Consider the following 21348-nt stretch of genomic DNA (forward strand, 5'->3'; position numbering starts at 1 on the left):
TCCTGCCTCGCAATAATAAACGTCGATTAATTATTCGACGGAAAGAGGATAATTATGGCCCTGTGCCCTCACGTATCTCGAGGTGAGATGCAAGCATGTTAAGTTTTACCCTGAAGCGAATCGTGCAGTTGTTCCCGGTATTCCTCGGCGCAACACTGCTGGTGTACTTCCTGGTTTTCGCAACCCCTGGCAATCCGATTGCCGCCTTGTCAGGCGGCAAGCCGATGAGTCCGGCAACCGAGGCCGCACTGACCGCGCAATATAACTTGGATAAGCCATTCTGGGTTCAGTATGGCCTCTACCTGAAGAACCTGGTGACGTTGGACCTGGGAACCTCGTTCTCCGGCCAAGAAGTCCGCGACCTGCTGGCTCGCGCCTTCCCCGTAACCGCTCGTCTGGCAATTCTTGCCCTGCTGATCGAATCGGTTTTCGGTATCCTTTTCGGTGTTATTGCCGGTATGCGCAAGGGCAAGCTGTTTGATTCCACTGTGTTGGTTGCATCGCTGCTGGTAATCGCAGTTCCAACCTTCGTACTTGGCTTCTTGCTGCAGTTCGTTGTCGGCGTCAAGCTCGAATGGGCCAAGCCCACCGTTTCCGGCGCTGCGACCTGGGGCGAGCTCTTCTTGCCTGCGTTGGTACTGGGACTCGTATCGCTGGCCTACGTTTTGCGCCTGACGCGCACTTCGGTCATCGAGAATAAGACAGCTGACTACGTGCGCACCGCCACTGCCAAGGGCCTTAGCCGCAACCGCGTCGTTACCGTGCACATCCTGCGCAACTCATTGATCCCAGTCGTAACCTATCTAGGTGCAGACTTGGGCGCGTTGATGGGCGGCGCCATCGTCACCGAAGGCATTTTCAACGTCCCTGGCGTCGGACATCTTCTCTACCAGGCAATCCAAAAGGGCGAAACCCCTACGGTGGTCGCGGTCGTAGGCGTTCTGGTGATCGTCTTCGTGCTCGCCAACCTCATCGTGGATATGCTGTACGCACTGCTTGACCCAAGGATCCGTTATGCCTGAGAACCAGAATTTTAACCCAGAAGACGGTCTGCCCATCCGCAGCAACCGCGCCGGCAAGGTTTCCAAGTACAAGATCGAGCACTATGTTGCTCCGCTGGATGAGGCTCCGCTGCAGGCAGTGGACTCGGTGAAGGAAACCGGCAAGCCGCTGTCCATGTGGGCCGAAGCATGGCGCTCCCTGCGCAAGCAGCCGTTGTTCATCATTTCCACGGTCATGATCCTTGCGGTCGTCATCGTTGCCGCTTTCCCGCAGCTGTTCACCTCCATCGACCCGAATGGCAATCAGGCCTGCCTGCTGGAAAACTCCAATGAGCCCGGCCGTGCCGGGCACTTCATGGGCTTCAACCTGCAAGGCTGCGACATTTACGCCCGTACGATCTACGGCACGCGTGCTTCGCTGCTCGTAGGCCTGTTCACCACCATCATTGTGGTGCTCCTCGGCGGTGCGATCGGCGCCTTGGCCGGCTACTACGGCGGCTGGATCGATATCATCCTGGCTCGCCTGGGCGATATCTTCTTCGCTTTGCCTCTCATCCTTGGTGCCATCATCGTGATGCAGCTTCCTGCATTCCGCGAGAACCGCAGCGTATGGACTGTGATCGTCACGCTGTCGATCTTCGGCTGGCCGCAGCTGGCTCGCATTACCCGTGGCGCTGTGATCGAGGCCCGCAATGCGGACTTCGTGAAGGCCTCGCGCGCGCTGGGGCTGTCCAAGTTCAGCGCACTGGTCAAGCACGTCATCCCGAATTCGCTGGCCCCGATCATCGTGGTTGCCACCGTGAACCTGGGCGTGTACATCGTGGCTGAGGCTACGCTGTCCTTCCTCGGTGTCGGACTTCCACCTGACGTCATGAGCTGGGGCAATGATATTTCCTCGGCGCAAACCCAGCTGCGTAACAACCCGACGATGCTGATGTGGCCAGCGCTGTTCCTTTCGATAACAGTCCTGAGCTTCATCATGCTTGGCGATGCAGTGCGTGATGCGCTGGATCCCAAGGCCCGGAAGGGAGCCTAAGCAATGACTGAAACTGCAACTCCAAAACCGCTGCTGGAAGTCAAGGATCTGGCGATTACCTTCTCCACTCCTGACGGCCCGGTCCATGCAGTGCGCGACGCCAACTTCACCGTGATGCCTGGCGAGACCGTGGCCATCGTGGGCGAATCCGGCTCGGGCAAGTCGACTTCGGCGTTGGCTGCTATCGGATTGCTGGCAGGCAACGGCAGGGTTTCCTCCGGACAGATCCTCTTTGACGGCGAAGACATTTCCAAGGCCAGCGAAAAGCGCTTCGTTGAGCTGCGCGGCAACCACATCGGCATGGTGCCGCAGGACCCGATGTCCAACCTGAACCCGGTTTGGAAGATCGGTTTCCAAGTCAAGGAAACTCTGAAGGCAAACGGCTTGGCGGGAGACAACCCGAACAAGCGCGTGGCGCAGGTCCTGGCAGACGCAGGTTTGCCTGATCCTGAGACGCGTGCACGCCAGTACCCGCACGAGTTCTCCGGCGGCATGCGCCAGCGTGCGCTGATCGCCATCGGTCTTGCTTGCCGTCCGCGCTTGCTGATTGCCGATGAGCCAACCAGCGCCCTGGACGTCACCGTGCAGCAACAGATCCTGGATCACTTGGACACCATGACCAGTGAGCTGGGCACCGCGGTGCTGCTGATCACCCACGACCTGGGCTTGGCAGCAGAGCGCGCCGAGAAGGTTGTCGTAATGTACAAGGGACGCGTTGTCGAATACGGCCCGGCCTTGGAAATCCTGCGCAACCCGCAGCACCCTTACACCAAGCGCCTGATCAATTCCGCCCCTTCGCTCTCTGCACAGCGCGGGGACAAGCATGAGGCGATCGTTGACGAGGTAGTGCCTGGCAAGGCCGAGCCGCTGCTGAAGATCAGCAATCTGACCAAGGTCTTCGACATCCGCAAGGGCTTCGGGAAGAAGGAGAAGTTCACTGCGGTGGACAACGTTTCCTTCGAGATCCCCAAGGGCACCACTACCGCTGTGGTGGGAGAGTCCGGTTCGGGCAAGTCGACCATCGCCCAGATGGTGCTGAACCTGCTGGACAAGACCGCGGGCGAGATCATTTTCGATGGCGAACAAATCGGCAATCTGAACGAGAAGCACTTGTTCAAGTACCGCCGACGCGTGCAGCCGATCTTCCAGGATCCATATGGTTCCCTGGACCCGATGTACTCGATCTTCCGAACCATTGAAGAACCGCTGCGCATCCACGGCATTGGCAACGCAGCCTCGCGCGAGAAGAAGGTCAAGGAGCTGCTGGAACAGGTCTCCATGCCGGCTTCAACCATGCACCGCTTCCCGAACGAGCTCTCCGGTGGCCAGCGCCAGCGCATCGCCATCGCGCGCGCTCTGGCTTTGCAGCCGGAAATGATTGTTTGCGACGAGGCGGTTTCGGCGCTGGACGTGCTGGTGCAGGCCCAGGTGCTGGAGCTGCTCGACGAGCTGCAGCGCGAGATGGGCTTGACCTACCTGTTCATTACCCACGACTTGGCTGTCGTACGCCAGATCGCAGACAACGTTTGCGTGATGGAACGAGGCAAGATCGTTGAGCAGGGAACGGCGGATGAGATTTTCGCTTCGCCGAAGAGCGCCTACACCCGCAATCTGCTGGCTGCGATTCCAGGTGCTTCGCTGATCTAGCATCCGGCGATTACCTGCAATGGGCTGGTGGAACCGAAAGGTTCCACCAGCCCATTTTGCGTACGCCCAGCATGGGCATTTACTTGGAGGTGAAAGTCCTCTGGCCGGGAAGATGGTTTAAGGCCTAGCTGAAGGCAACTGCGTCACCGCGAGGTGGGGTGGGAAGGAAGCCGGAGGCAAACCTCTGCACTGAGGAACACGAATCACATGTGAGGCATGTCTGTCGGGGTAAGCCAGCGCAAGATGGTGAAGCCCGCTCCATCGAAACGGCAGATGTGTATATGTGGCGGGCGCAGGGAGAAAGTGAATGCTCTTATCTGGGGAGGTCTGTCCTAGTGCACCACCTGTCTTCTGACTGAGTGGGGCGGTTCTGGCCGCGAGGTCAGTAACTGATGGGGCAGAAGTCAGCAGAGGTTATAGTACCTGCCTAGGAATCGCGTCGGGTGAGGAACCTGATCGTTTGCCTGAGACCCATTGTGGTTGATGAGGGAGGCAGGGAAGGGCTGAACGCTGGGAATTGATGGACTGAAGCATGAGTTCTCGTGCTCACGTGATTATCGCAGAAAACCCACGGACGTGGTGGGGCAGAGAGGGGATGGTACCGGTGAATCCGGGAGAGTATTTTCTTGCGTGTAGCGTTGAGCCGGCGGCTGATGGGAAAGACATCAGGGATCAACAAGTTGATCTGTGGGAGCAAGTGTTCTCGCGAGGTAATTTGTTGATTGCATTGAAACGTGTTGAGCGGAATAAGGGTTCTGCTGGTGTTGATGGGCTTGAAGCGCATGAATTGCGTGATTGGTGCCGTGAGCATTGGATCGAGACTCGGAAGTCGCTTGATGCTGGAACGTATGCGCCGTTGCCGGTGCGTCAGGTGATGATTCCGAAGCCTGATGGTGGGGAACGGATGCTGGGTGTTCCGTCTGTGTTGGATCGGTTGATTCAGCAGGCTCTCGCGCAAGTGCTTTCCCCGATTTTCGATGAGGGGTTCGCACCGATGTCTTATGGATTTCGGCCGGGCAAAAGCGCCCATGACGCTGCTTCGATGGCTCGTAAGGTTATTGAGCAGGGGTATCGGTGGGTTGTGGAGGTTGATCTGGATGCATTCTTTGATCGGGTGAACCATGACGTGCTGATGTCCAGGATTGCGCGGAAGGTGAAAGACAAGCGGGTTCTGAAGCTTGTTCGGAAGTATTTGACGGCTGGGATCATGGCGCAGGGTGTTCGTCGGGAAACGGCGGAGGGTACCCCGCAGGGGTCGCCTTTATCGCCGTTGCTCTCGAACATCATGTTGGATGATTTTGATCAGGAGTTCTGGTCGAGGGATCACCGTTTTGTGCGGTATGCCGATGACATCAGAATTTTTGTGAAGTCGAAACGTGCTGCCGAACGGGTGTTGGATCAGGCGACGAAAGTCCTTGAACAGCGCCTGAAGTTGAAGGTTAATCGGCAGAAATCAGTGATCAATCCGGCGAGTGTTGCAACGTTGCTGGGTTTTGGTTTCTACTTCGTCAAAGGTTCGAAGGTCAGGATCAGGGTTGCTCCGAAGGCGTGGATACGCATGAAGGAGCGGATTCGGAGGTTGACTTCTCGGCGGTGGAGTGTGTCGATGGAGTACCGTATCGAGCAGTTGAATCGTTTTGTTCGGGGTTGGATGGGTTATTTCCGGTTGTCGATGACGGCGGATAAATTTGCCACACTCGATCAATGGTTTAGACGTCGGTTGCGTCAGATCCGTTGGGTTGAATGGAAGCGTCCTCGTACTCGGGTGGCGAATCTTCGCCGTCTGGGGATTGTCAAGGATAAGGCTTACCAGTGGGGAAACAGTTCACGTGCGTATTGGCGTGTGGCGAAGTCCCCGATTCTTCATCGTGCCTTGCCAACTTCTTATTGGGAGGAGTTGGGTGTGCTGTTCTTTCGCCGTGCTTGGGATCGTTTTCAGTGACTTGGCGAACCGCCGGATGCGGGCCCGCATGTCCGGTGGTGTGAGAGGCGGGGGCTAGACACCCCCGCCTACTCGATGCTTAACCTCCGTTGAACGATCGTCATATTCAACGAATATTTCAGATTTAATCAATCTGAAACAAACGTTGCAAAAGTGTTATAAACCACCCTTCGTGTCAACGTGCGCGAAACATGGATCCGATTGATTTTTCCCAATCTGAAAGAAATCCTTGAAATCTAGGGGGTGTGAGCTACATCTCGTGAACTGGTGGGTAACAAGCGCGTTGCGAATGACTCTCAAGGATGTCGACATCCCAATATCTGAAGCGCTTCTTTCTATATCCAAGCCAGCAAATTCGGGTTAGTCTATTGCTCAATGGATTGATCCTGTGATCTGATCCACAAAGGATCTTCTGATCCTCAACTCGTATCATTCAAGAACTCAAGGAGGCGAAATGCGGTTTCAGCGCGTTTCGAAAGCAGTAGCTGTAGGCGCCGCTCTGGCCCTGGCCCTTTCGGCCTGTGCACCAGGCGGCGGGGACACTGGCGCCGATGCATCCAAGGATGCTGGTGCCGGCAACGGCTCAGCAGAAGCAGCAAACAGCGGCAAGGCCGATCTCGGTGATATCAAAACTGCTGAAGACAACATCAATGTCACCGTAGGCGCTGTGGAGTTCATCAGCTACAACGGCTTCACTCCAAACACTTACTCCACGTACAACTCGGCAATCGTTGACCGCATGTTCAGCGGCTTCGCCTACACCGGCACCGATGGAAAGCTGTACCCGAATGAAGACATGGGCAGCTACGAGAAGATCAGCGACGATCCTCTGACCATCAAGTACACCATCAACGAAGAAGCCAAGTGGTCCGATGGCACCCCGATCACCGTTGCGGACTCGGTACTGGCTTGGGCTGTGCAGAACCTGAACCTCAACGAAGGTTCCAAGGATAAGCCACTGTTCAACTCGGTCTCCGTTGACCTGGGCGACACCGTTCCTGAAGGTCCGCAGGGCGACTGGGATGGCAAGGAATTCACCGTTGAGTTCACCGATCCAGATCCTGACTGGGCATTGCAGTCCTGGATGCTTCATCCTGCGCACGTCGTCGCTGAAGAAGGCGGCCTGAGCACCGAAGAACTCGTCACCGCGATTCGTGAAGGCGATTCCAAGAAGCTGGAGAAGGCTGCCAAGTTCTGGAACGAAGGCTGGATGACTGATCCAGGTACCTTGACAGACGAGAAGATCGCCCCAGTTTCCGGCCCATACAAGCTGGGTAGCTGGAAGGCCGGCGAATCGGTAACCCTGGTCGCCAACGAGAACTACTACGGCACCCCACCTGCAACCAAGGAACTGACCTTCCGCTTCATTGAAGACGCAAGCATGGTCCAGGCATTGCAGAACAAGGACGTCGACGTCATCAACCCGCAGCCAACGGTGGATACCCTGGCACAGCTGGAGAACCTTGGCGACGCGGTAGCAATCCAGAAGGGTGACACCCTGACCTGGGAGCACCTGGACTTCAACTTTGCTGAAGGCAACGCCATGACCAACCTGGAACTGCGCAAGGCCTTCGCCATGTGTGTTCCTCGCCAGCAGATTGTGGACAACCTGGTCAAGCCGCTGAACCCTGATGCCGTTGTGATGAACGCCCGCGAAGTCTTCCCATTCCAGGAAAACTACCAGGAAGTCGTCGACGCAGCCTATGACGGCCGCTACGACGAGGTAGACATCGAAGGCGCCAAGAAGATCCTCGAAGAGCAGGATGCTGTTGGCACCGAAGTACGCATCGGCTACTCGGCACCTAACGAACGCCGCGCCAACCAGGTCTCAACGATCAAGTCCTCCTGCGACGAGGCTGGCTTCAAGATCTCCGACGAAGGCTCAGCTGACTTCTTCTCGCCAAACGGTGCACAGGATCGTGGCGACTACGAAGTAGCACTGTTCGCTTGGGCAGGTTCGGGCCAGATCACTTCTGGCCAGAACATCTACGCAACGGGCAAGCCGCAGAACTTCGGCAAGTACTCGAACGAAGAAGTTGACGCTGCTTGGAATACCCTGGCAACCTCGCTGGACCCAGCGGTCCACGCAGAGCAAACCAAGAAGATCGAGAAGCTGCTGTGGGATGACCTGTTCGGTATCCCGGTATTCGCCCACCCAGGCCTGAGCGCCTCGGGTTCGGATATCCAAAATGTCCGTCACACCGCCGCCCAGGACCAGATCGTCTGGAACGCCGAGCAGTGGGTACGTGCAGAGTAGTTGCCACTAGGCAACGAACCAGCACAATGTGAGTGAGCACTCGTGGGGCCCGATCAAAAAATCGGGCCCCGCAGTGTGTTCAAAGGTCCCCAACCTCAAGGACCTGCTCACCTCCGTGAGATGAAAGTAGGACATTAGAACCGTGTGGAAATTTATCGCCAAGAGATTAGGCTCAGCCATTGCCGTGCTGTTTGCCGCCTCGCTCTTGCTCTATGTACTGGTGATCAATTCAGGTGACCCGCTCAAGGACCTGCGTGAAAGCAACGCAGATAACCGCGAGTACCTGATGGCCCAGCGTATGGAATACATGAACCTGGACGAGCCTTGGTACGGGCGCTACTGGGACTGGCTGACCGGTGCCAGCAAATGCCTGATTGGCCAATGCGACCTCGGGCGCAATATCAACGGCGTTGAAGTCTCCGGGCTGCTGGCCAACGCCGCTTCCTCCACTTTGCGCCTGGTCGTCCTCGCGACGGTCATCGCTGCGGTTCTAGGTATCGCCATCGGTGTCTTGACTGCAATCCGCCAGTACTCTGGCCTAGATTACATCGTGACGTTCATGACGTTCCTCTTCTTCTCACTTCCGGTTTTCTGGGCAGCAGTCCTGCTCAAGGAATACCTGGCCATCAGCTACAACGACTGGTTAGCTGATCCGCAAATTTCGGTGGGGACGTCAATAGCCATAGGCATAGTTGTCGGTCTCACCCTGCAGATGTTCCTCGGCGGCTCGCTCAAGCGCCGTGGCATCACCTTCATTGCCGCCGCCGTGTTTGTTCCGCTGGTGCTGCAGTACAGCCTGTGGCTGAACTTCTACCGCTACCCGCAAATGGGACCGGCAATCATCGTGGTACTGACCGCTTTGGTAGCACTGAGCGCCACCACCATGAGCGTTGGCCTGAAGGAAAAGCGCGTGCTGTACCCGGCACTGATCACCGTCGTGCTGGTCCTGGCCATGTACTACGCAACCTTCTACATGCTTCTGGAACCGAACTCCTGGATCCTGCTGTTCGGACTGATCCTTGCAGTTCTCATCCCGGCAGCTATCGGCCGCTTCATGGGTGGACGCCTGCGCAAGGCCGCCATGTCGGTCTCCATCGCCACGGGCGTCGTCGGTGCAGGCCTGACCATCATCGACCACATGTTCCGCGCCTGGCCAGGATTCCTCGATGTCAAGGGCCGCCCCATCGCAACCATCGGTTCCTCCACCGCGAACCTCGAAGGCGGATTCTGGGATCACTTCCTGGATAACGGCACCCAGCTGCTGATGCCCACCATCCTGCTCGCAGTGATCTCGTTAGCCAGCTACTCCCGCTACACCCGTTCCTCCATGCTGGAAGTGCAACGCCAGGACTACATCCGCACTGCACGCTCCAAGGGCCTGAGCGAACGCACCGTGATCTTCCGCCACGCATTCCGCAACGCGATGATCCCCATCGCCACCATTGCCGCTTTCGACTTCGCCGGCCTGATCGGCGGTGCGGTGATCACCGAGCGCGTCTTCGGCTGGAAGGGCATGGGCGAAATGTTCGCCACCGGACTGGACCACGTCGACCCGGCACCGGTGATGGCATTCTTCCTGGTTACCGGTACCGCCGCGATCCTCTTCAACTTGCTGGCGGATATCGTTTACGCCCTGCTTGACCCACGAATCCGAGTCTAGGAGGCATGAACTGATGAACTTCCTTCATGCCTGCAACCCTAAGGACCAGCGATGAGCACTACGAATAAGAACTTGAACGAGCGCGAGCCACAGAACCTGACATCTGTCGCCGAGGTGGAAGACGCCAAGCTCGCCCGGATCCACGAAAAGCCCAAGAGCCAGGGACGCATTGTTCTTGAGCGCTTTGTCAGCCACAAACCGGCGATGGTTTCCTCGGTTATCCTGATTTTCATCACCGTTTTTGCCTTCAGCTCGATCGGCTGGGGGCCGCTACCGGGCTGGTGGGGGCAGAACTTCTACCAGGCAGGCGCCGTCATTGACGGTGGCAAGCCGACTTTGAGCCTGGTCCCTACCTGGCTGGGCGGGGAAGGCATCCGCATCGGCGAGCACCCCTTCGGGCAGGACTCGGTAGGCAAGGACTACTTCGCACTGGTCATGAACGGGACGCAGAAGTCCATCATCATCGGTGTGGTCGTCGGCTTGGTCGCCACCTTCCTGGGAACCGTTATCGGTGCAGTTTCCGGCTACTTCCGCGGCTGGGTTGATGAAATCCTGATGCGCATCACCGACCTGTTCATCGTGATCCCACTGCTGGTTCTGGCAGCTGTCCTCGGTAAGATGGCCGGCGCATCCACCGGTTCCATCATTATCCTGGCCCTTGTCCTGGGCCTGGTCACCTGGACCGGCCTCGCCCGATTGGTGCGCGGTGAGATCCTCTCGCTGCGCGAACGCGAATACGTTGCTGCCGCCCAGGCCATGGGTTCGAAAACGAGCCGCGTGATTTTCAAGCACCTGATCCCGAACACCATGGGCGTGATCATCGTGAACGCGACCTTCGCAATCGCCGGCGCGATCCTGCTCGAATCCTCGCTGTCCTACCTGGGCTTCGGTGTGAAATCACCAGAGTCCTCGCTGGGACTGCTGATCAGCCAGTACCAGAATGCCTTCACCACCCGTCCGTACCTGTTCTGGTGGCCGGGCATGATCATCGTTACGATCGCACTGTCGGTGAACTTCTTAGGCGATGGCCTGCGCGATGCGTTTGACCCGCGCCAGGTTGGAAAGAAGCGCCGTCGTCGTGCAGGGATGTTTGCCCTGCCAACCCGCAAGGAGAAGCCATGAGCCACGCAGCACCAATGAATGAACAAGGCTCCGAAGACTTCGCGCTGAGCTTCGATGACCTCAACGTTGTTTTTGAAACCTCCGGTCCGGAAGTCCACGCCGTCAAGGGCTTGTCCCTGGCCGTGCGCCCCGGACAGGTGGTGGCGCTGGTAGGCGAGTCCGGTTCGGGCAAGTCGGTTACCTCCACCGCGGCGATGGGCTTGCTGCCAGGCAACGCCAACGTTACGGGTGTGGCCAAGGTCGGCAATGTCAACGTGGTGGGCCTGGATGAAGGCAAGTTGCGCAAGATGCGCGCCACCGACATTGCAATGGTCTTCCAGGAACCGATGACCGCACTGAATCCGGTGCTGACCATTGAGCGCCAGCTGACCGAAGCACTGGAACTGCACGACATCGCCTACGGCAAAGAGGCAACCGATCGAGCAGTGCAACTGCTTGAGATGGTTGGCATCCCAGATCCGGCCAAGCGCATTAAGCAGTATCCGCACCAGTTCTCCGGTGGACAGCGCCAGCGCATCGTTATTGCCATGGCGATCTCCTGCGATCCGAAGGTGATCATCGCCGATGAGCCGACCACCGCACTGGACGTGACGGTTCAGGCCGAGATCCTTGACCTGCTGCGTGAGCTGAAAGACCGCTTGAACACCGGTATCTTGCTGATCACCCACAACATGGGTGTGGTTGCGGATATGGCTGATGAAGTCGCGGTGATGTTCCAGGGAAACCTCGTGGAGACCGGGACCGTGGAGCAGGTGCTGCTGCATCCAGAGCATCCATACACCCAGCGACTGCTGTCGTCGGTTCCGCGCTTATCTGCTCCGGCAGTGACCTCCGTGCAAGGAACGCACAGCTCCGAAACTGCACCGGCAGGACGGGAATTGGTGTTGGAAGCCAAGGACCTGGTGTTGGAATACGACATGCGGGGAAAGATCTTCCGTGCCGTTGAAAACGTCAGCTTTGATGTTGCCAAGGGCGAGGTTCTGGGCATTGTCGGTGAATCCGGTTCGGGCAAATCCACCATCGTCAAAGCCGTGCTCGGCCTGCTGCCGGTAGCCAGCGGTACCTTGTCGGTGAAGGGGCATGATCTTCCCAAGCTCTCGCCGAAGGAAGCACGCAAGGTCCGCAAGCAGATCGGTGTGATCTTCCAGGACCCTGCCGCATCGCTGAACCCGCGTTTCCCTATTGGCGATTGCATCACCGAGCCCATGGTGGTTCATAAGGTGGGCACAAAGGCCGAACGCATCAAGCGCGCCGAAGAGCTGCTTGATGCCGTCAAGCTCCCGCGCAACGTGATCAACCGCTACCCGCACGAGCTCTCCGGCGGCCAGCGCCAGCGCGTTTGCATTGCGCGTGCATTGACCTTGAATCCGGAGCTGCTGATCGCTGATGAGCCCACGAGTGCTTTGGACGTTTCGGTTCAGGCAGTTGTCTTGGAAATGCTCCAGGACCTCCAGCGCGACTTCAACTTCGCCTGCTTGTTCGTCAGCCACGACTTGGCTGTGGTGGACATGCTCGCTGACGCGGTCGTAGTGATGCGGTCCGGCAAGGCAGTGGAACAGGGCATGGTTGAGTCGGTGCTGCACGCACCAACGCACGACTACACCAGGCGCCTGTTGGCAGCGGCTCCAGTTCCGGACCCGCATGAGCAGGCATTGCGCCGCGAAGCTTGGCGCGTGCTGAACAGCACCAAGTAGCAGTCGCCAAGGAGCCGGGTATTCGCAGGATCATCTGCGAATACACGGCTCCTTCCATTTTCCGGCTACCGAGGGCTAAGCTGAAAATGAGGCTGGGTGAAGGCGCCAGCCAACAAGGGAAAAGAGAATGACATGTCCGCACCGAACTCCGGTACTGCTGCTGGCCGGCTTGCCCAGGCGTTCACCCGCGAGCATCATCAAATTGATGAGGGCATCGAGAATTACATCGCGAATGCGGGCGCAGATCCTCACGCCCGGGCACAATCCCTTCTCTCCGGCATCGATGCGCTGCGCCGGCATATCTATCTTGAGGAAGCCATCGTCTTCCCGCATTTGCCGCAGGATACGCTGATGATGCCACTGATGGTGATGCACCGGGAGCACGGCGAGCTGTGGCGCAGGATGAATGCCTTGGAAGCTTCCCTCAGGGCCACTACGGCACCGGAACAGCTGGAAACCAGCTGCCAAGAGCTGCTGTCCGTTCTGGAACAGCACAATTCCAAAGAAGAGCCTATTATCTATCCGTATATGGATACCGCCCTGAGTCCCGAGGAGCAAAGCCATCTTGAAAGCTTGCTCGACGGTGGAGGGCTGCCCGAGGGCTGGGTTTGCAAAGCTGCATGAACTCACGGAACTGAAAGCGAGTAAACGCCAATGGACCTTGCCTCGATTCTCATTGTGCTGGCAATTATCGTGTTGTGTGCACTTCCATTCATCTTCGGCTCATTCAGGGGATTGGATCGCACCGCAGATGACTTGGAAGGCCGCGATCCGCAGACCGCCCGGGCGCTGCGCAAGGCCCGCAAGGATATAGATCACGGCAAGGGGTACTACGGCCCAAGACAATAATTCGGCGTTAACGCACCAAGAGCTGGCCCTCTTCGTTGAGGGCCAGCTCTTGGTGTTTTTCGTTGGAAACTAGTCCAGCTGCATGATGTTCTCGGTAACGACCTCTGCACGGGCGTTGGAGAAAATCTGCTCGGTACCGACGGTTTTGAATCCGCGGCGTTCCAGTACCTTGATGGAGCCAAGGTTGTCCTGGACCACGTGCGCAGTCAGCGGACGCTTGGTGTACTCAGCGAGGAATGCATCTACGGCGCTGGTGGTCAGACCCTTGCCCCAGTACTTGGTGGATGTCCAGAAATTGATCTCAGGCATGTCTCCGTCGAAGACCAAAATGGAGCCAACAACATCGCCTTCATGCTCAATGGTGCGAACCAGAATATTTGGATCGTTCAGAATCGAATTCCAATGGTGGTCGAATACCGCGCGGTCGGCTGGGTTACGCGCCTGATAAGCGGCCATGAGGTTCGCCTCAGGTTCTTGCTGGTGAGCGAAGAATGCGTCCAAGTCGGAAGGGTGGACTTCACGTAGCTGCACGATAAAGGCCTTTCAGTCTGATGGGGCAGCGTGCCGGTTTCGGCACGCCAATAAACAATGGCTTGAAACCTACACTACCGGGGAAGTGAGCGCCGCGAGTGCCATGTTGGACAATAACGGCTTCAGCCCGGACTTTTTGGTCCTCGGCGAGTGGGCGGAATGAGCGGTTGAGTTCAGCAAGCCGAAAACAGCATGGGCGCGGAATCGGTGGGACTGCTTGCTTCCGCTGGGATGCAATTTGGCCAGTTCGGTAGTCCAGAGCCCAATGTAGGAGTTCTGTAGTTTACGAACCAAAGCCAATTCGGCCTTCGGCAATGATTTCAAATCGCGGTCTTGGACCTGCAAGATATCCGGGCGGGACAGCGAGAAATCAGTATGGAAATCAACTAGGCGCGAAAGAATTTCCAAGGGAGTGCCGCCAGCTTCGGTCGCCGCGCAACCGCCAGCATAGATGTCTTTAGACATATCCACTAACAGTGCGATGAGCACTGCCTGCTTGCCGGCAAAATGCCTGTATACCGCTGGACCTGAGATACCGCACGCAGCGCCCAGATCTTCGAGAGAAACCCCGGCATAGCCGTTCAAAGCGAACAACCGAGTGGCTTCGCGCAAGAGAGCTTCACGTCGTTCAGCTTTGGCGCGCTCACGATCAGTTGGTTCGTTGAGCGACTGATATTTACTCGCCAACACCATCATCTCCTTACGTTTGCCAAGGACTGCTCTGGACAACTGTGACGGCTGCCACTAGTGTCAAAAATGCAGCTGTTTGCAGACGCGCAAACAGAAGCCAGTTAATAAATATTAACCATACTCGTCAGGCACCGTGCTTCCAAGAAAAGCACGTGTCCCGAGACTTAAATGACCTACACCGGAATCTCCAAGAAACAGTTGCAGGGTGTTGGTTTGTCCATCAACAAAGAGAGAGCCTCATGATTGACCTCGAACTCGATGATCAGCACCAAGACCTGGTCGACATGGTCCGCGAATTCGCCCAGGAAGTTGTTGCGCCGCAAAGTGCGCAGCACGATGCAGACCATACTTTCCCCTACGACATCGTCAAGCAGATGGGGCAGATGGGTCTCTTCGGCCTGCCGATCTCTGAAGAACACGGCGGATCCGGCGGAGACTACTTCCACTTGGCGCTGGCCCTGGAAGAACTGGGCAAGGTAGATCAGTCCGTGGCCATCACCTTAGAAGCCGGTGTGTCCCTCGGGGCCATGCCGATCTATCGTTTTGGCAATGAAGCGCAGAAGCAGAAGTGGCTGCCGGCATTGGCAACCGGTGAACGTTTGGCTGGTTTCGGCCTGACCGAACCCGGCGCGGGTTCTGATGCCTCAGCGGCCTTGACCAAGGCAAAGCTTGAAGATGGCCATTGGGTCATCGACGGAGCCAAGGAATTCATCACCAACTCCGGAACCGATATCACTTCCCATGTCACCGCCACCGCAGTGACCGGAGTGGATGAAGCTACCGGCAAGAAGGAAATCTCGGCGATTATCGTGCCAACCGGCACCGAGGGGTTCACTGCTGAAAAGGCCTATAACAAAGTGGGCTGGCATGCCAGCGATACTCATCCACTGAGTTTCAATGGTGCGCGCGTTCCCGAGGAGAACCTGCTTGGAGAGCGAGGCCGCGGCTACGCCTACTTCCTGGAAATTCTTGATGAGGGACGTATTGCCATCGCCGCCCTGGCAACAGGTGCAGCCCAAGGCTGCGTGGACGAATCGGTGAAGTACGCAAAGACCCGTACTTCCTTCGGCAAGACCATTGGCCAGTACCAGAGCATCTCCTTCATGATCGCCCGCATGCAGTCCCGTGCTCACGCCGCCCGTTTGGCCTACTACGCCGCTGCAGCAAAGATGCTCGCTGGCAAGGATTTCAAGATCGAGGCCGCGCATGCCAAGCTCATCGCCAGCGAAGCGGCCATGGATAACGCACGCGAAGCGACCCAGATCTTTGGCGGCTATGGTTTCATGAACGAAACGCTGGTGGCGCGGCACTACCGCGACTCGAAGATCCTGGAAATTGGCGAAGGCACCACACAGGTTCAGCAGATGCTGATCGCCCGCGGCTTGGGTCTCTAGGACCCATCCGTTCAAAGAGCGCCATACCCCTTTGGCTGGGGGCGTGGCGCTCTTTGGGCGCTCACAGTAAAACGGCCCATAATGGATTGGGTGAGCTCCCAGAAAACTTTCATTCCAGCCGGACACCCACGCCGGGTCAGCCTGATCGGTTCCACCGGTTCCATCGGCACCCAAGGGTTGGACGTCATCGACGGCGCCCCAGAACTCTTCACGGTGGCTGCCATCAGCGGTGGCTACAACCTTGAACGGCTCGCGCAGCAGGCAGTCAAGCACCGTCCCGCCTTGGTTGGCAGTGCTGTTGAATCCAAGGAAGAGCTCGCAAGAGCAATCCAGCAGGCTGCAGAACAGGCTTCCGTGAGCGGCTATGCACCGGAACTGGCGGTCGGCGAGCTCGCTGCCACCGAGGTGGCGGCGTACACCGAAGCCGATGTGGTGCTCAACGGAATTACCGGTGCCATTGGACTGGCTCCGACCATCGCAGCTTTGGAAGCAGGGCATTTGCTGGCCCTGGCCAACAAGGAATCCCTGATTATCGGCGGACAGGTAGTCAAGCAGATCGCGGCCCCCGGCCAGATCTCACCGGTGGATTCGGAGCATTCGGCGTTGGCCCAGGCGCTGCGTTCTGGTGCTCCTGAAGAAGTAGCCAAGTTGCTGGTCACCGCCTCCGGTGGCCCGTTCTTCGGCTACAGCTACGAGCAGCTGCGCAACGTCACCCCAGCGCAGGCACTGGCTCACCCTACTTGGGACATGGGACGCATGGTGACCACTAACTCGGCCACGATGGTCAATAAGGCACTGGAAGTCATCGAAGCCCACCTGCTCTTTGACGTGCCGCTGGAAAAGATTGAACCTGTTGTGCACCGCCAATCCATCATCCATTCCATGGTGGAGTTCATCGACGGATCGGTCATCGCGCAGGCCTCGCCGCCGGATATGCGCCTGCCAATCGCCTTGGGCATCAATTGGCCCCACCGTGTGCCCGGGGCTGCCAAGGCCTGCGATTTCTCCACCGCGGCAAGCTGGACTTTCGAACCGTTGGATGAGGAAGTCTTCACCGCCGTCAAACTGGCTAAGCAGGCCGCCTCTGCTTCCGGTACTCACATGGCCCTCTACAACGCAGCCAACGAAGTTGCCGTGGATGCGTTCCATGACGGAAAGATCGGCTTCACCGACATCGTGGAAACCATTGAACGCGTACTGAACGAATACACTCCGGCCAGCGATGAGCTATCGGTTGCAACGGTGATGGACACGGACCGTTGGGCCCGAGCCCATGCCGCAAAGATCGTGGAGGCCAAGGCGTGAGCGCACTGCTATTCATTGGCGGGGTCCTGTTCATGGTCGTGGCCGTAGGCCTATCCATTGCCCTGCACGAGATCGGCCACTTGGTCCCCGCGAAACTGTTCAAGCTGCGCGTGCCGCAATACATGATCGGCTTCGGCAAGACCCTGGTTTCATTCAAGCGCGGAGAAACCCAATACGGCATCAAGGCCTTGCCCCTGGGCGGTTACATTTCGATGGTGGGCATGTACCCGCCACGTGAGCAGGTAGCTTCCGAGAAACCGGGCAAGAAGCCGAACCTCTTCCAAAAGGTTTTCGGCCAGATGGTTGATGATGCGCGCTCGCAGGCCAATGAAAACGTCCTGCCCAGCGACGAAGGCCGGTTGTTCTACCAGCTGCCAATCTACAAGCGGATCATCATCATGCTCGGCGGGCCCATCATGAACCTGATCATCGGGTTCGTGGTCATCACCATTGTGCTGACAAGCTTTGGCCAGGCTACGCCGACCACCACGGTCGCCGAGGTGTATCAGTGCATCGCCAGTGCGCAGAACGCGAATCAGACCGAATGCACCGATGAGGATGTCACGGCACCAGCCTATGAAGCTGGATTGCTGCCGGGAGACACGATCACCGCCGTAAACGGTGCCGCCGTCGCACAGGCTGAATGGAACAAGCTCACCGACGTCATCCGGGATCATCCTGGAGAACCCATCACCCTTGACTACGTCCGCGACGGGCAGAGCCACTCTACAGAGCTGACTCCGTATCTGACCGAGCGCCCGGCCACTGACGAAAATGGTTACGTACTGCTCGATGAGCAGGGCGAGTACATTATGACCAAGGTCGGTTTCGTTGGCATGGGATCCTTGCAGCAGGACCTGACCCAGCCCTTGAGCGCGGTTCCCGGAGTGATTGGGGATCAGCTGCTGAAAATTGGCGATGTCATCTTGCATCTGCCGCAGCGCATGGTGGATGTCGCCCAAGCCGCGTTTGGCAGCGAGGAACGCGACCCCAACGGTCCGGTGTCCATTGTGGGCGTAGGACGCATCGCAGGCGAGATCAGCGCCGAGGGGTCCATTTCGGTCGCCGACAAGTTCGCAACCTTGCTTTCACTGGTCGGCGGGTTGAACCTGGCCCTGTTCGCTTTCAACTTGATTCCGCTCTTGCCACTTGATGGCGGCCACGTCGTAGGCGCGCTCTATGAAGGACTCAAGCGCATGGTCGCGAGGATTTTCAAGATCAAGAAGATCAAACCCGTTGATACGGTCAAGCTCTTGCCGCTGACTTACGTGGTCGTGGTGGCAATGCTGGTCATGGGCGGGCTCTTAATATATGCAGATATCTTCAAGCCAATACAGCTGTTCTAAGCGTAGAGAAATATCATGTAGGCATGACTGTTTTTGCTGTTGAATACGCATACGCTGAGAACTCGACCGAGCTGCGCAACGAACATCGTCCAGCGCACCGGGAATACCTCGGCGGCTTCTTGGGCGAAGGCGCTGTACGCCTGCTGGCTTCGGGTCCAACCCCGGTCAATGACGGCGCACTGCTGATCTTTGCGGCAGAATCACCAGAGGCGCTGAACGAAGTGCTCCTGAACGATCCATTCAAGAAGGTTGGCGGTGTCGGCAAGGCTACTGTCACCGAATGGAACCCAGTGATGGGCTTGCTGAACGAATTCGCTTCCTAAAAGCTCGGTGCGGTGCGCTGGCCTCCGTTGTTCTCCCGGGAGAACAACGGAGGCCAGCTGCGTTAACCAGCGTTCATGGCTCAGAATGATAGGGGAGAGGAAGTGGGAAACACCATGGATGTTCAGATCACCGCTACGCTGGCGATCCCTGCGGCAGAGCTGAACTGGCAGTTCTCCCGTTCCTCCGGCCCGGGCGGGCAGCATTTGAATACTACTGACTCCCGTGTGGAGCTTTCCTGGGTCATTGGCGCTTCACGGGTCCTGTCTGACTGGCAGCGCCAGCGGCTACTGAGCAAGCTCGGCTCCAAGCTGGTGGCCGGAGCGCTCGTCGTAACCGCGGCTGAAGAACGATCGCAATGGCGCAACCGCCAGATCGCCCAAGAAAAATTGGCGCACCTCATCCAGCGGGCGCTGGCCCCTGATGCGCCGGTGCGCAAGGCGACAAAGCCTACACGCGGTTCGCAACGGCGGCGGTTGAGCTCCAAGGCCAATCGCTCGGCCACGAAGGCACTGCGCCGCAAGCCCGGGATGGAATAAACTCCTAGCACCCCACCGTGTCCCATGTCACTTGAAATGGTGGAATGCATTGGACTGGCATGGTGGTTGAAAGTAGGTGAAGCGTCAGCTTTCTATGCTTTCTAATCTTAGGAGAACGCCAATGGCCACCAAGGTCCTCACTCTCGTCGGTTCCCTGCGCGAGGGATCGACTAACCAGCAGCTGGCAGAGGCCGGCTCCCGTAACGCACCTGAAGGTGTTGAGGTGGCCGTGTTCAGCGGGCTGGAGAACATTCCTTTCTACAACGAGGACCACGACATTGAGGGCGGCGTACCTGCTGCCGCCCAGGCCCTGCGCGATGCAGCTGGCGACGCCGACGCATTGATGTTGGTCACTCCTGAGTACAACGGCACCATGCCGGCAGTCTTGAAGAACGCCATCGACTGGCTGTCCCGTCCTTTCGGCGCTGGCGCGCTGAAGGACATGCCAACCGTAGTTGTCGGCACCGCTTTCGGCCAGTATGGCGGCGTCTGGGCCCAGGATGAAGCCCGCAAGGCCCTGAACATCGCCGGCGCAAACGTGCTGGAAAACGTCAAGCTGGCCATCCCTAACTCGGTAGTGCGCTTCGCCGAACTGCACCCAAAGGATGACGTTGAGGTTGTTGAGCAGGTTTCTGGCGTGCTCAAGAGCATCCAGGAAATCGCGGAAGCCAACTAGGCTTTGGCGGCACCAACTGCTAAATAGTGCGAGATAGGCCACGGTAACACCGTGGCCTATCTCGCATGAGTACCCGCTCACCGCGATACGGTGACATACTTGGACTAGAGAAATACCCACAATCTATTCGGAGGCGTCCATTGACTTCGGTCAGCCTAGGCATGCCGGCAGGCCCACCGCCGGTACTCGCACCACGTCGTAAGACTCGCCAGTTCCAGGTTGGATCCGTAGGTGTCGGCTCCGACTCGCCGATTTCGGTTCAGTCGATGACTACCACCAAGACCTACGACATCAACGCCACCTTGCAGCAGATCGCTGAGCTGACCGCTGCAGGCTGCGACATTGTTCGTGTTGCGTGCCCAACTGATAAGGATGCGGAAGCGCTGAAGATCATTGCGATGAAGTCGCAGATCCCGGTCATTGCCGATATCCATTTCCAACCAAAGTACGTCTACGCTGCCATCGAGGCCGGCTGTGGCGCGGTGCGCGTGAACCCGGGCAATATCCGCCAGTTCGATGACCAGGTCAAGGAAATCGCCCAGGCTGCCAAGGACCATGGCACTTCCATCCGCATCGGCGTTAACGCCGGTTCGCTGGACCGCCGCCTGCTGGCCAAGTACGGCAAGGCCACTCCTGAAGCGCTGGTTGAATCAGCCGTTTGGGAAGCCTCCCTGTTTGAAGAGCATGGCTTCCATGACTTCAAGATCTCGGTGAAGCACAATGATCCGGTGATCATGGTTCGCGCCTATGAGATGCTCGCAGAACGTGGCGACTGGCCACTGCACCTGGGCGTGACCGAAGCTGGTCCAGCATTCCAGGGCACCATCAAGTCAGCTACCGCATTCGGCGCTTTGCTCTCCAAGGGCATCGGCGACACCATCCGCGTATCGCTGTCGGCTCCTCCGGTTGAAGAGGTCAAGGTCGGCAACCAGATTCTGGAGTCGCTGAACCTGCGTCCGCGCAAGCTGGACATCGTTTCCTGCCCGTCATGCGGGCGTGCCCAGGTTGATGTGTACACGTTGGCCGAGCAGGTCACCGCTGGTCTGGAAGGGATGAAGGCACCACTGCGCGTGGCCGTCATGGGTTGCGTTGTCAATGGTCCGGGCGAAGCACGCGATGCCGACCTCGGCGTCGCCTCGGGCAACGGCAAGGGACAGATCTTCGTCAAGGGTGAAGTCATCAAGACTGTTCCCGAAGACCAGATTGTCGAGACTTTGATTGAAGAAGCCAACCGTTTGGCAGCAGAAATGGGACTGGACAATGACGAGAATCCTTCCTCGGGTTCTCCCGTGGTCTCCGTCAGCTAGAATCAGCCGGCGAAGCGCCGAGGGGGAGCCG

General features: G+C 57.9%; 19 protein-coding genes. 17 read left to right on the forward strand and 2 right to left on the reverse strand.

The window, feature by feature from the left end:
* The first annotated feature begins 95 nt into the window (after window positions 1–95).
* The 10 genes from AARI_RS05535 (at window position 96) to AARI_RS05580 (ending at window position 13208) form a co-directional block, all read left to right on the forward strand.
* Window positions 96–1022, forward strand: coding sequence for an ABC transporter permease (locus AARI_RS05535; protein ID WP_013348344.1), 927 nt, complete (start codon window positions 96–98; stop codon window positions 1020–1022).
* Complete coding sequence (locus tag AARI_RS05540) at window positions 1015–2037, forward strand: ABC transporter permease (protein ID WP_013348345.1); 1023 nt, start codon at window positions 1015–1017, stop codon at window positions 2035–2037. Before AARI_RS05535 ends, AARI_RS05540 begins: the two co-directional genes overlap by 8 nt.
* A 3-nt stretch (window positions 2038–2040) precedes the next feature.
* Window positions 2041–3684: an ABC transporter ATP-binding protein gene (locus tag AARI_RS05545; RefSeq protein WP_013348346.1), complete on the forward strand. Its 1644-nt coding sequence runs from the start codon at window positions 2041–2043 to the stop codon at window positions 3682–3684.
* Window positions 3685–4216: 532 nt separating this feature from the next.
* Window positions 4217–5626 carry a group II intron reverse transcriptase/maturase gene (gene ltrA / locus AARI_RS05550; protein WP_231849448.1) on the forward strand — a complete coding sequence of 470 codons (1410 nt, stop codon included), beginning with the start codon at window positions 4217–4219 and terminating at the stop codon, window positions 5624–5626.
* Between the two features lie 454 nt (window positions 5627–6080).
* A complete protein-coding gene (locus AARI_RS05555; protein WP_013348348.1) occupies window positions 6081–7883 on the forward strand; it encodes an ABC transporter family substrate-binding protein in 1803 nt (600 codons plus the stop codon).
* A gap of 142 nt (window positions 7884–8025) precedes the next feature.
* Window positions 8026–9543: an ABC transporter permease subunit gene (locus AARI_RS05560; protein WP_013348349.1), complete on the forward strand. Its 1518-nt coding sequence runs from the start codon at window positions 8026–8028 to the stop codon at window positions 9541–9543.
* A gap of 51 nt (window positions 9544–9594) precedes the next feature.
* Window positions 9595–10665 (forward strand): ABC transporter permease, encoded by a 1071-nt coding sequence (locus AARI_RS05565; RefSeq protein WP_013348350.1) that lies wholly within the window; start codon window positions 9595–9597, stop codon window positions 10663–10665.
* On the forward strand, window positions 10662–12359 hold the full coding sequence (locus AARI_RS05570) for an ABC transporter ATP-binding protein (RefSeq protein ID WP_013348351.1): 1698 nt from the start codon (window positions 10662–10664) through the stop codon (window positions 12357–12359). The genes AARI_RS05565 and AARI_RS05570 overlap by 4 nt, the downstream gene beginning before the upstream one ends.
* 132 nt (window positions 12360–12491) lie before the next feature.
* Window positions 12492–12983 (forward strand): hemerythrin domain-containing protein, encoded by a 492-nt coding sequence (locus AARI_RS05575; RefSeq protein WP_013348352.1) that lies wholly within the window; start codon window positions 12492–12494, stop codon window positions 12981–12983.
* A gap of 30 nt (window positions 12984–13013) precedes the next feature.
* Window positions 13014–13208, forward strand: coding sequence for a hypothetical protein (locus AARI_RS05580; protein ID WP_013348353.1), 195 nt, complete (start codon window positions 13014–13016; stop codon window positions 13206–13208).
* 69 nt (window positions 13209–13277) lie between these two features.
* Here the strand turns inward: AARI_RS05580 and AARI_RS05585 are convergent, their stop codons facing one another.
* Both AARI_RS05585 and AARI_RS05590 read right to left on the reverse strand, forming a co-directional pair.
* On the reverse strand, window positions 13278–13739 hold the full coding sequence (locus tag AARI_RS05585; protein ID WP_013348354.1) for a GNAT family N-acetyltransferase: 462 nt from the start codon (window positions 13737–13739) through the stop codon (window positions 13278–13280).
* A 69-nt stretch (window positions 13740–13808) separates the two neighbouring features.
* On the reverse strand, window positions 13809–14432 hold the full coding sequence (locus tag AARI_RS05590; RefSeq protein WP_134780907.1) for a TetR/AcrR family transcriptional regulator: 624 nt from the start codon (window positions 14430–14432) through the stop codon (window positions 13809–13811).
* Between the two features lie 236 nt (window positions 14433–14668).
* Here AARI_RS05590 and AARI_RS05595 point away from each other — a divergent pair, with 236 nt between their 5' ends.
* From AARI_RS05595 to ispG, 7 genes are all read left to right on the forward strand, one after another.
* On the forward strand, window positions 14669–15823 hold the full coding sequence (locus tag AARI_RS05595; RefSeq protein WP_013348356.1) for an acyl-CoA dehydrogenase family protein: 1155 nt from the start codon (window positions 14669–14671) through the stop codon (window positions 15821–15823).
* A gap of 81 nt (window positions 15824–15904) precedes the next feature.
* Entirely contained in the window at window positions 15905–17128 is a 1224-nt protein-coding gene (dxr, locus tag AARI_RS05600; protein WP_013348357.1) for a 1-deoxy-D-xylulose-5-phosphate reductoisomerase, read from the forward strand.
* Window positions 17125–18474 (forward strand): M50 family metallopeptidase, encoded by a 1350-nt coding sequence (locus AARI_RS05605; RefSeq protein ID WP_013348358.1) that lies wholly within the window; start codon window positions 17125–17127, stop codon window positions 18472–18474. The genes dxr and AARI_RS05605 overlap by 4 nt, the downstream gene beginning before the upstream one ends.
* 23 nt (window positions 18475–18497) lie before the next feature.
* A complete protein-coding gene (locus AARI_RS05610) occupies window positions 18498–18797 on the forward strand; it encodes a YciI family protein (protein ID WP_013348359.1) in 300 nt (99 codons plus the stop codon).
* 114 nt (window positions 18798–18911) lie between these two features.
* Entirely contained in the window at window positions 18912–19334 is a 423-nt protein-coding gene (gene arfB, locus AARI_RS05615) for an alternative ribosome rescue aminoacyl-tRNA hydrolase ArfB (protein ID WP_013348360.1), read from the forward strand.
* Window positions 19335–19455: 121 nt separating this feature from the next.
* Complete coding sequence (locus AARI_RS05620; RefSeq protein ID WP_013348361.1) at window positions 19456–20010, forward strand: NAD(P)H-dependent oxidoreductase; 555 nt, start codon at window positions 19456–19458, stop codon at window positions 20008–20010.
* 140 nt (window positions 20011–20150) lie between these two features.
* Window positions 20151–21317, forward strand: a complete 1167-nt coding sequence (gene ispG / locus AARI_RS05625) for a flavodoxin-dependent (E)-4-hydroxy-3-methylbut-2-enyl-diphosphate synthase (protein ID WP_013348362.1) — start codon at window positions 20151–20153, stop codon at window positions 21315–21317.
* The last annotated feature ends 31 nt before the right edge of the window (window positions 21318–21348 follow it).

The organism is Glutamicibacter arilaitensis Re117 (genome assembly GCF_000197735.1).
Classification (GTDB): domain Bacteria; phylum Actinomycetota; class Actinomycetes; order Actinomycetales; family Micrococcaceae; genus Glutamicibacter; species Glutamicibacter arilaitensis.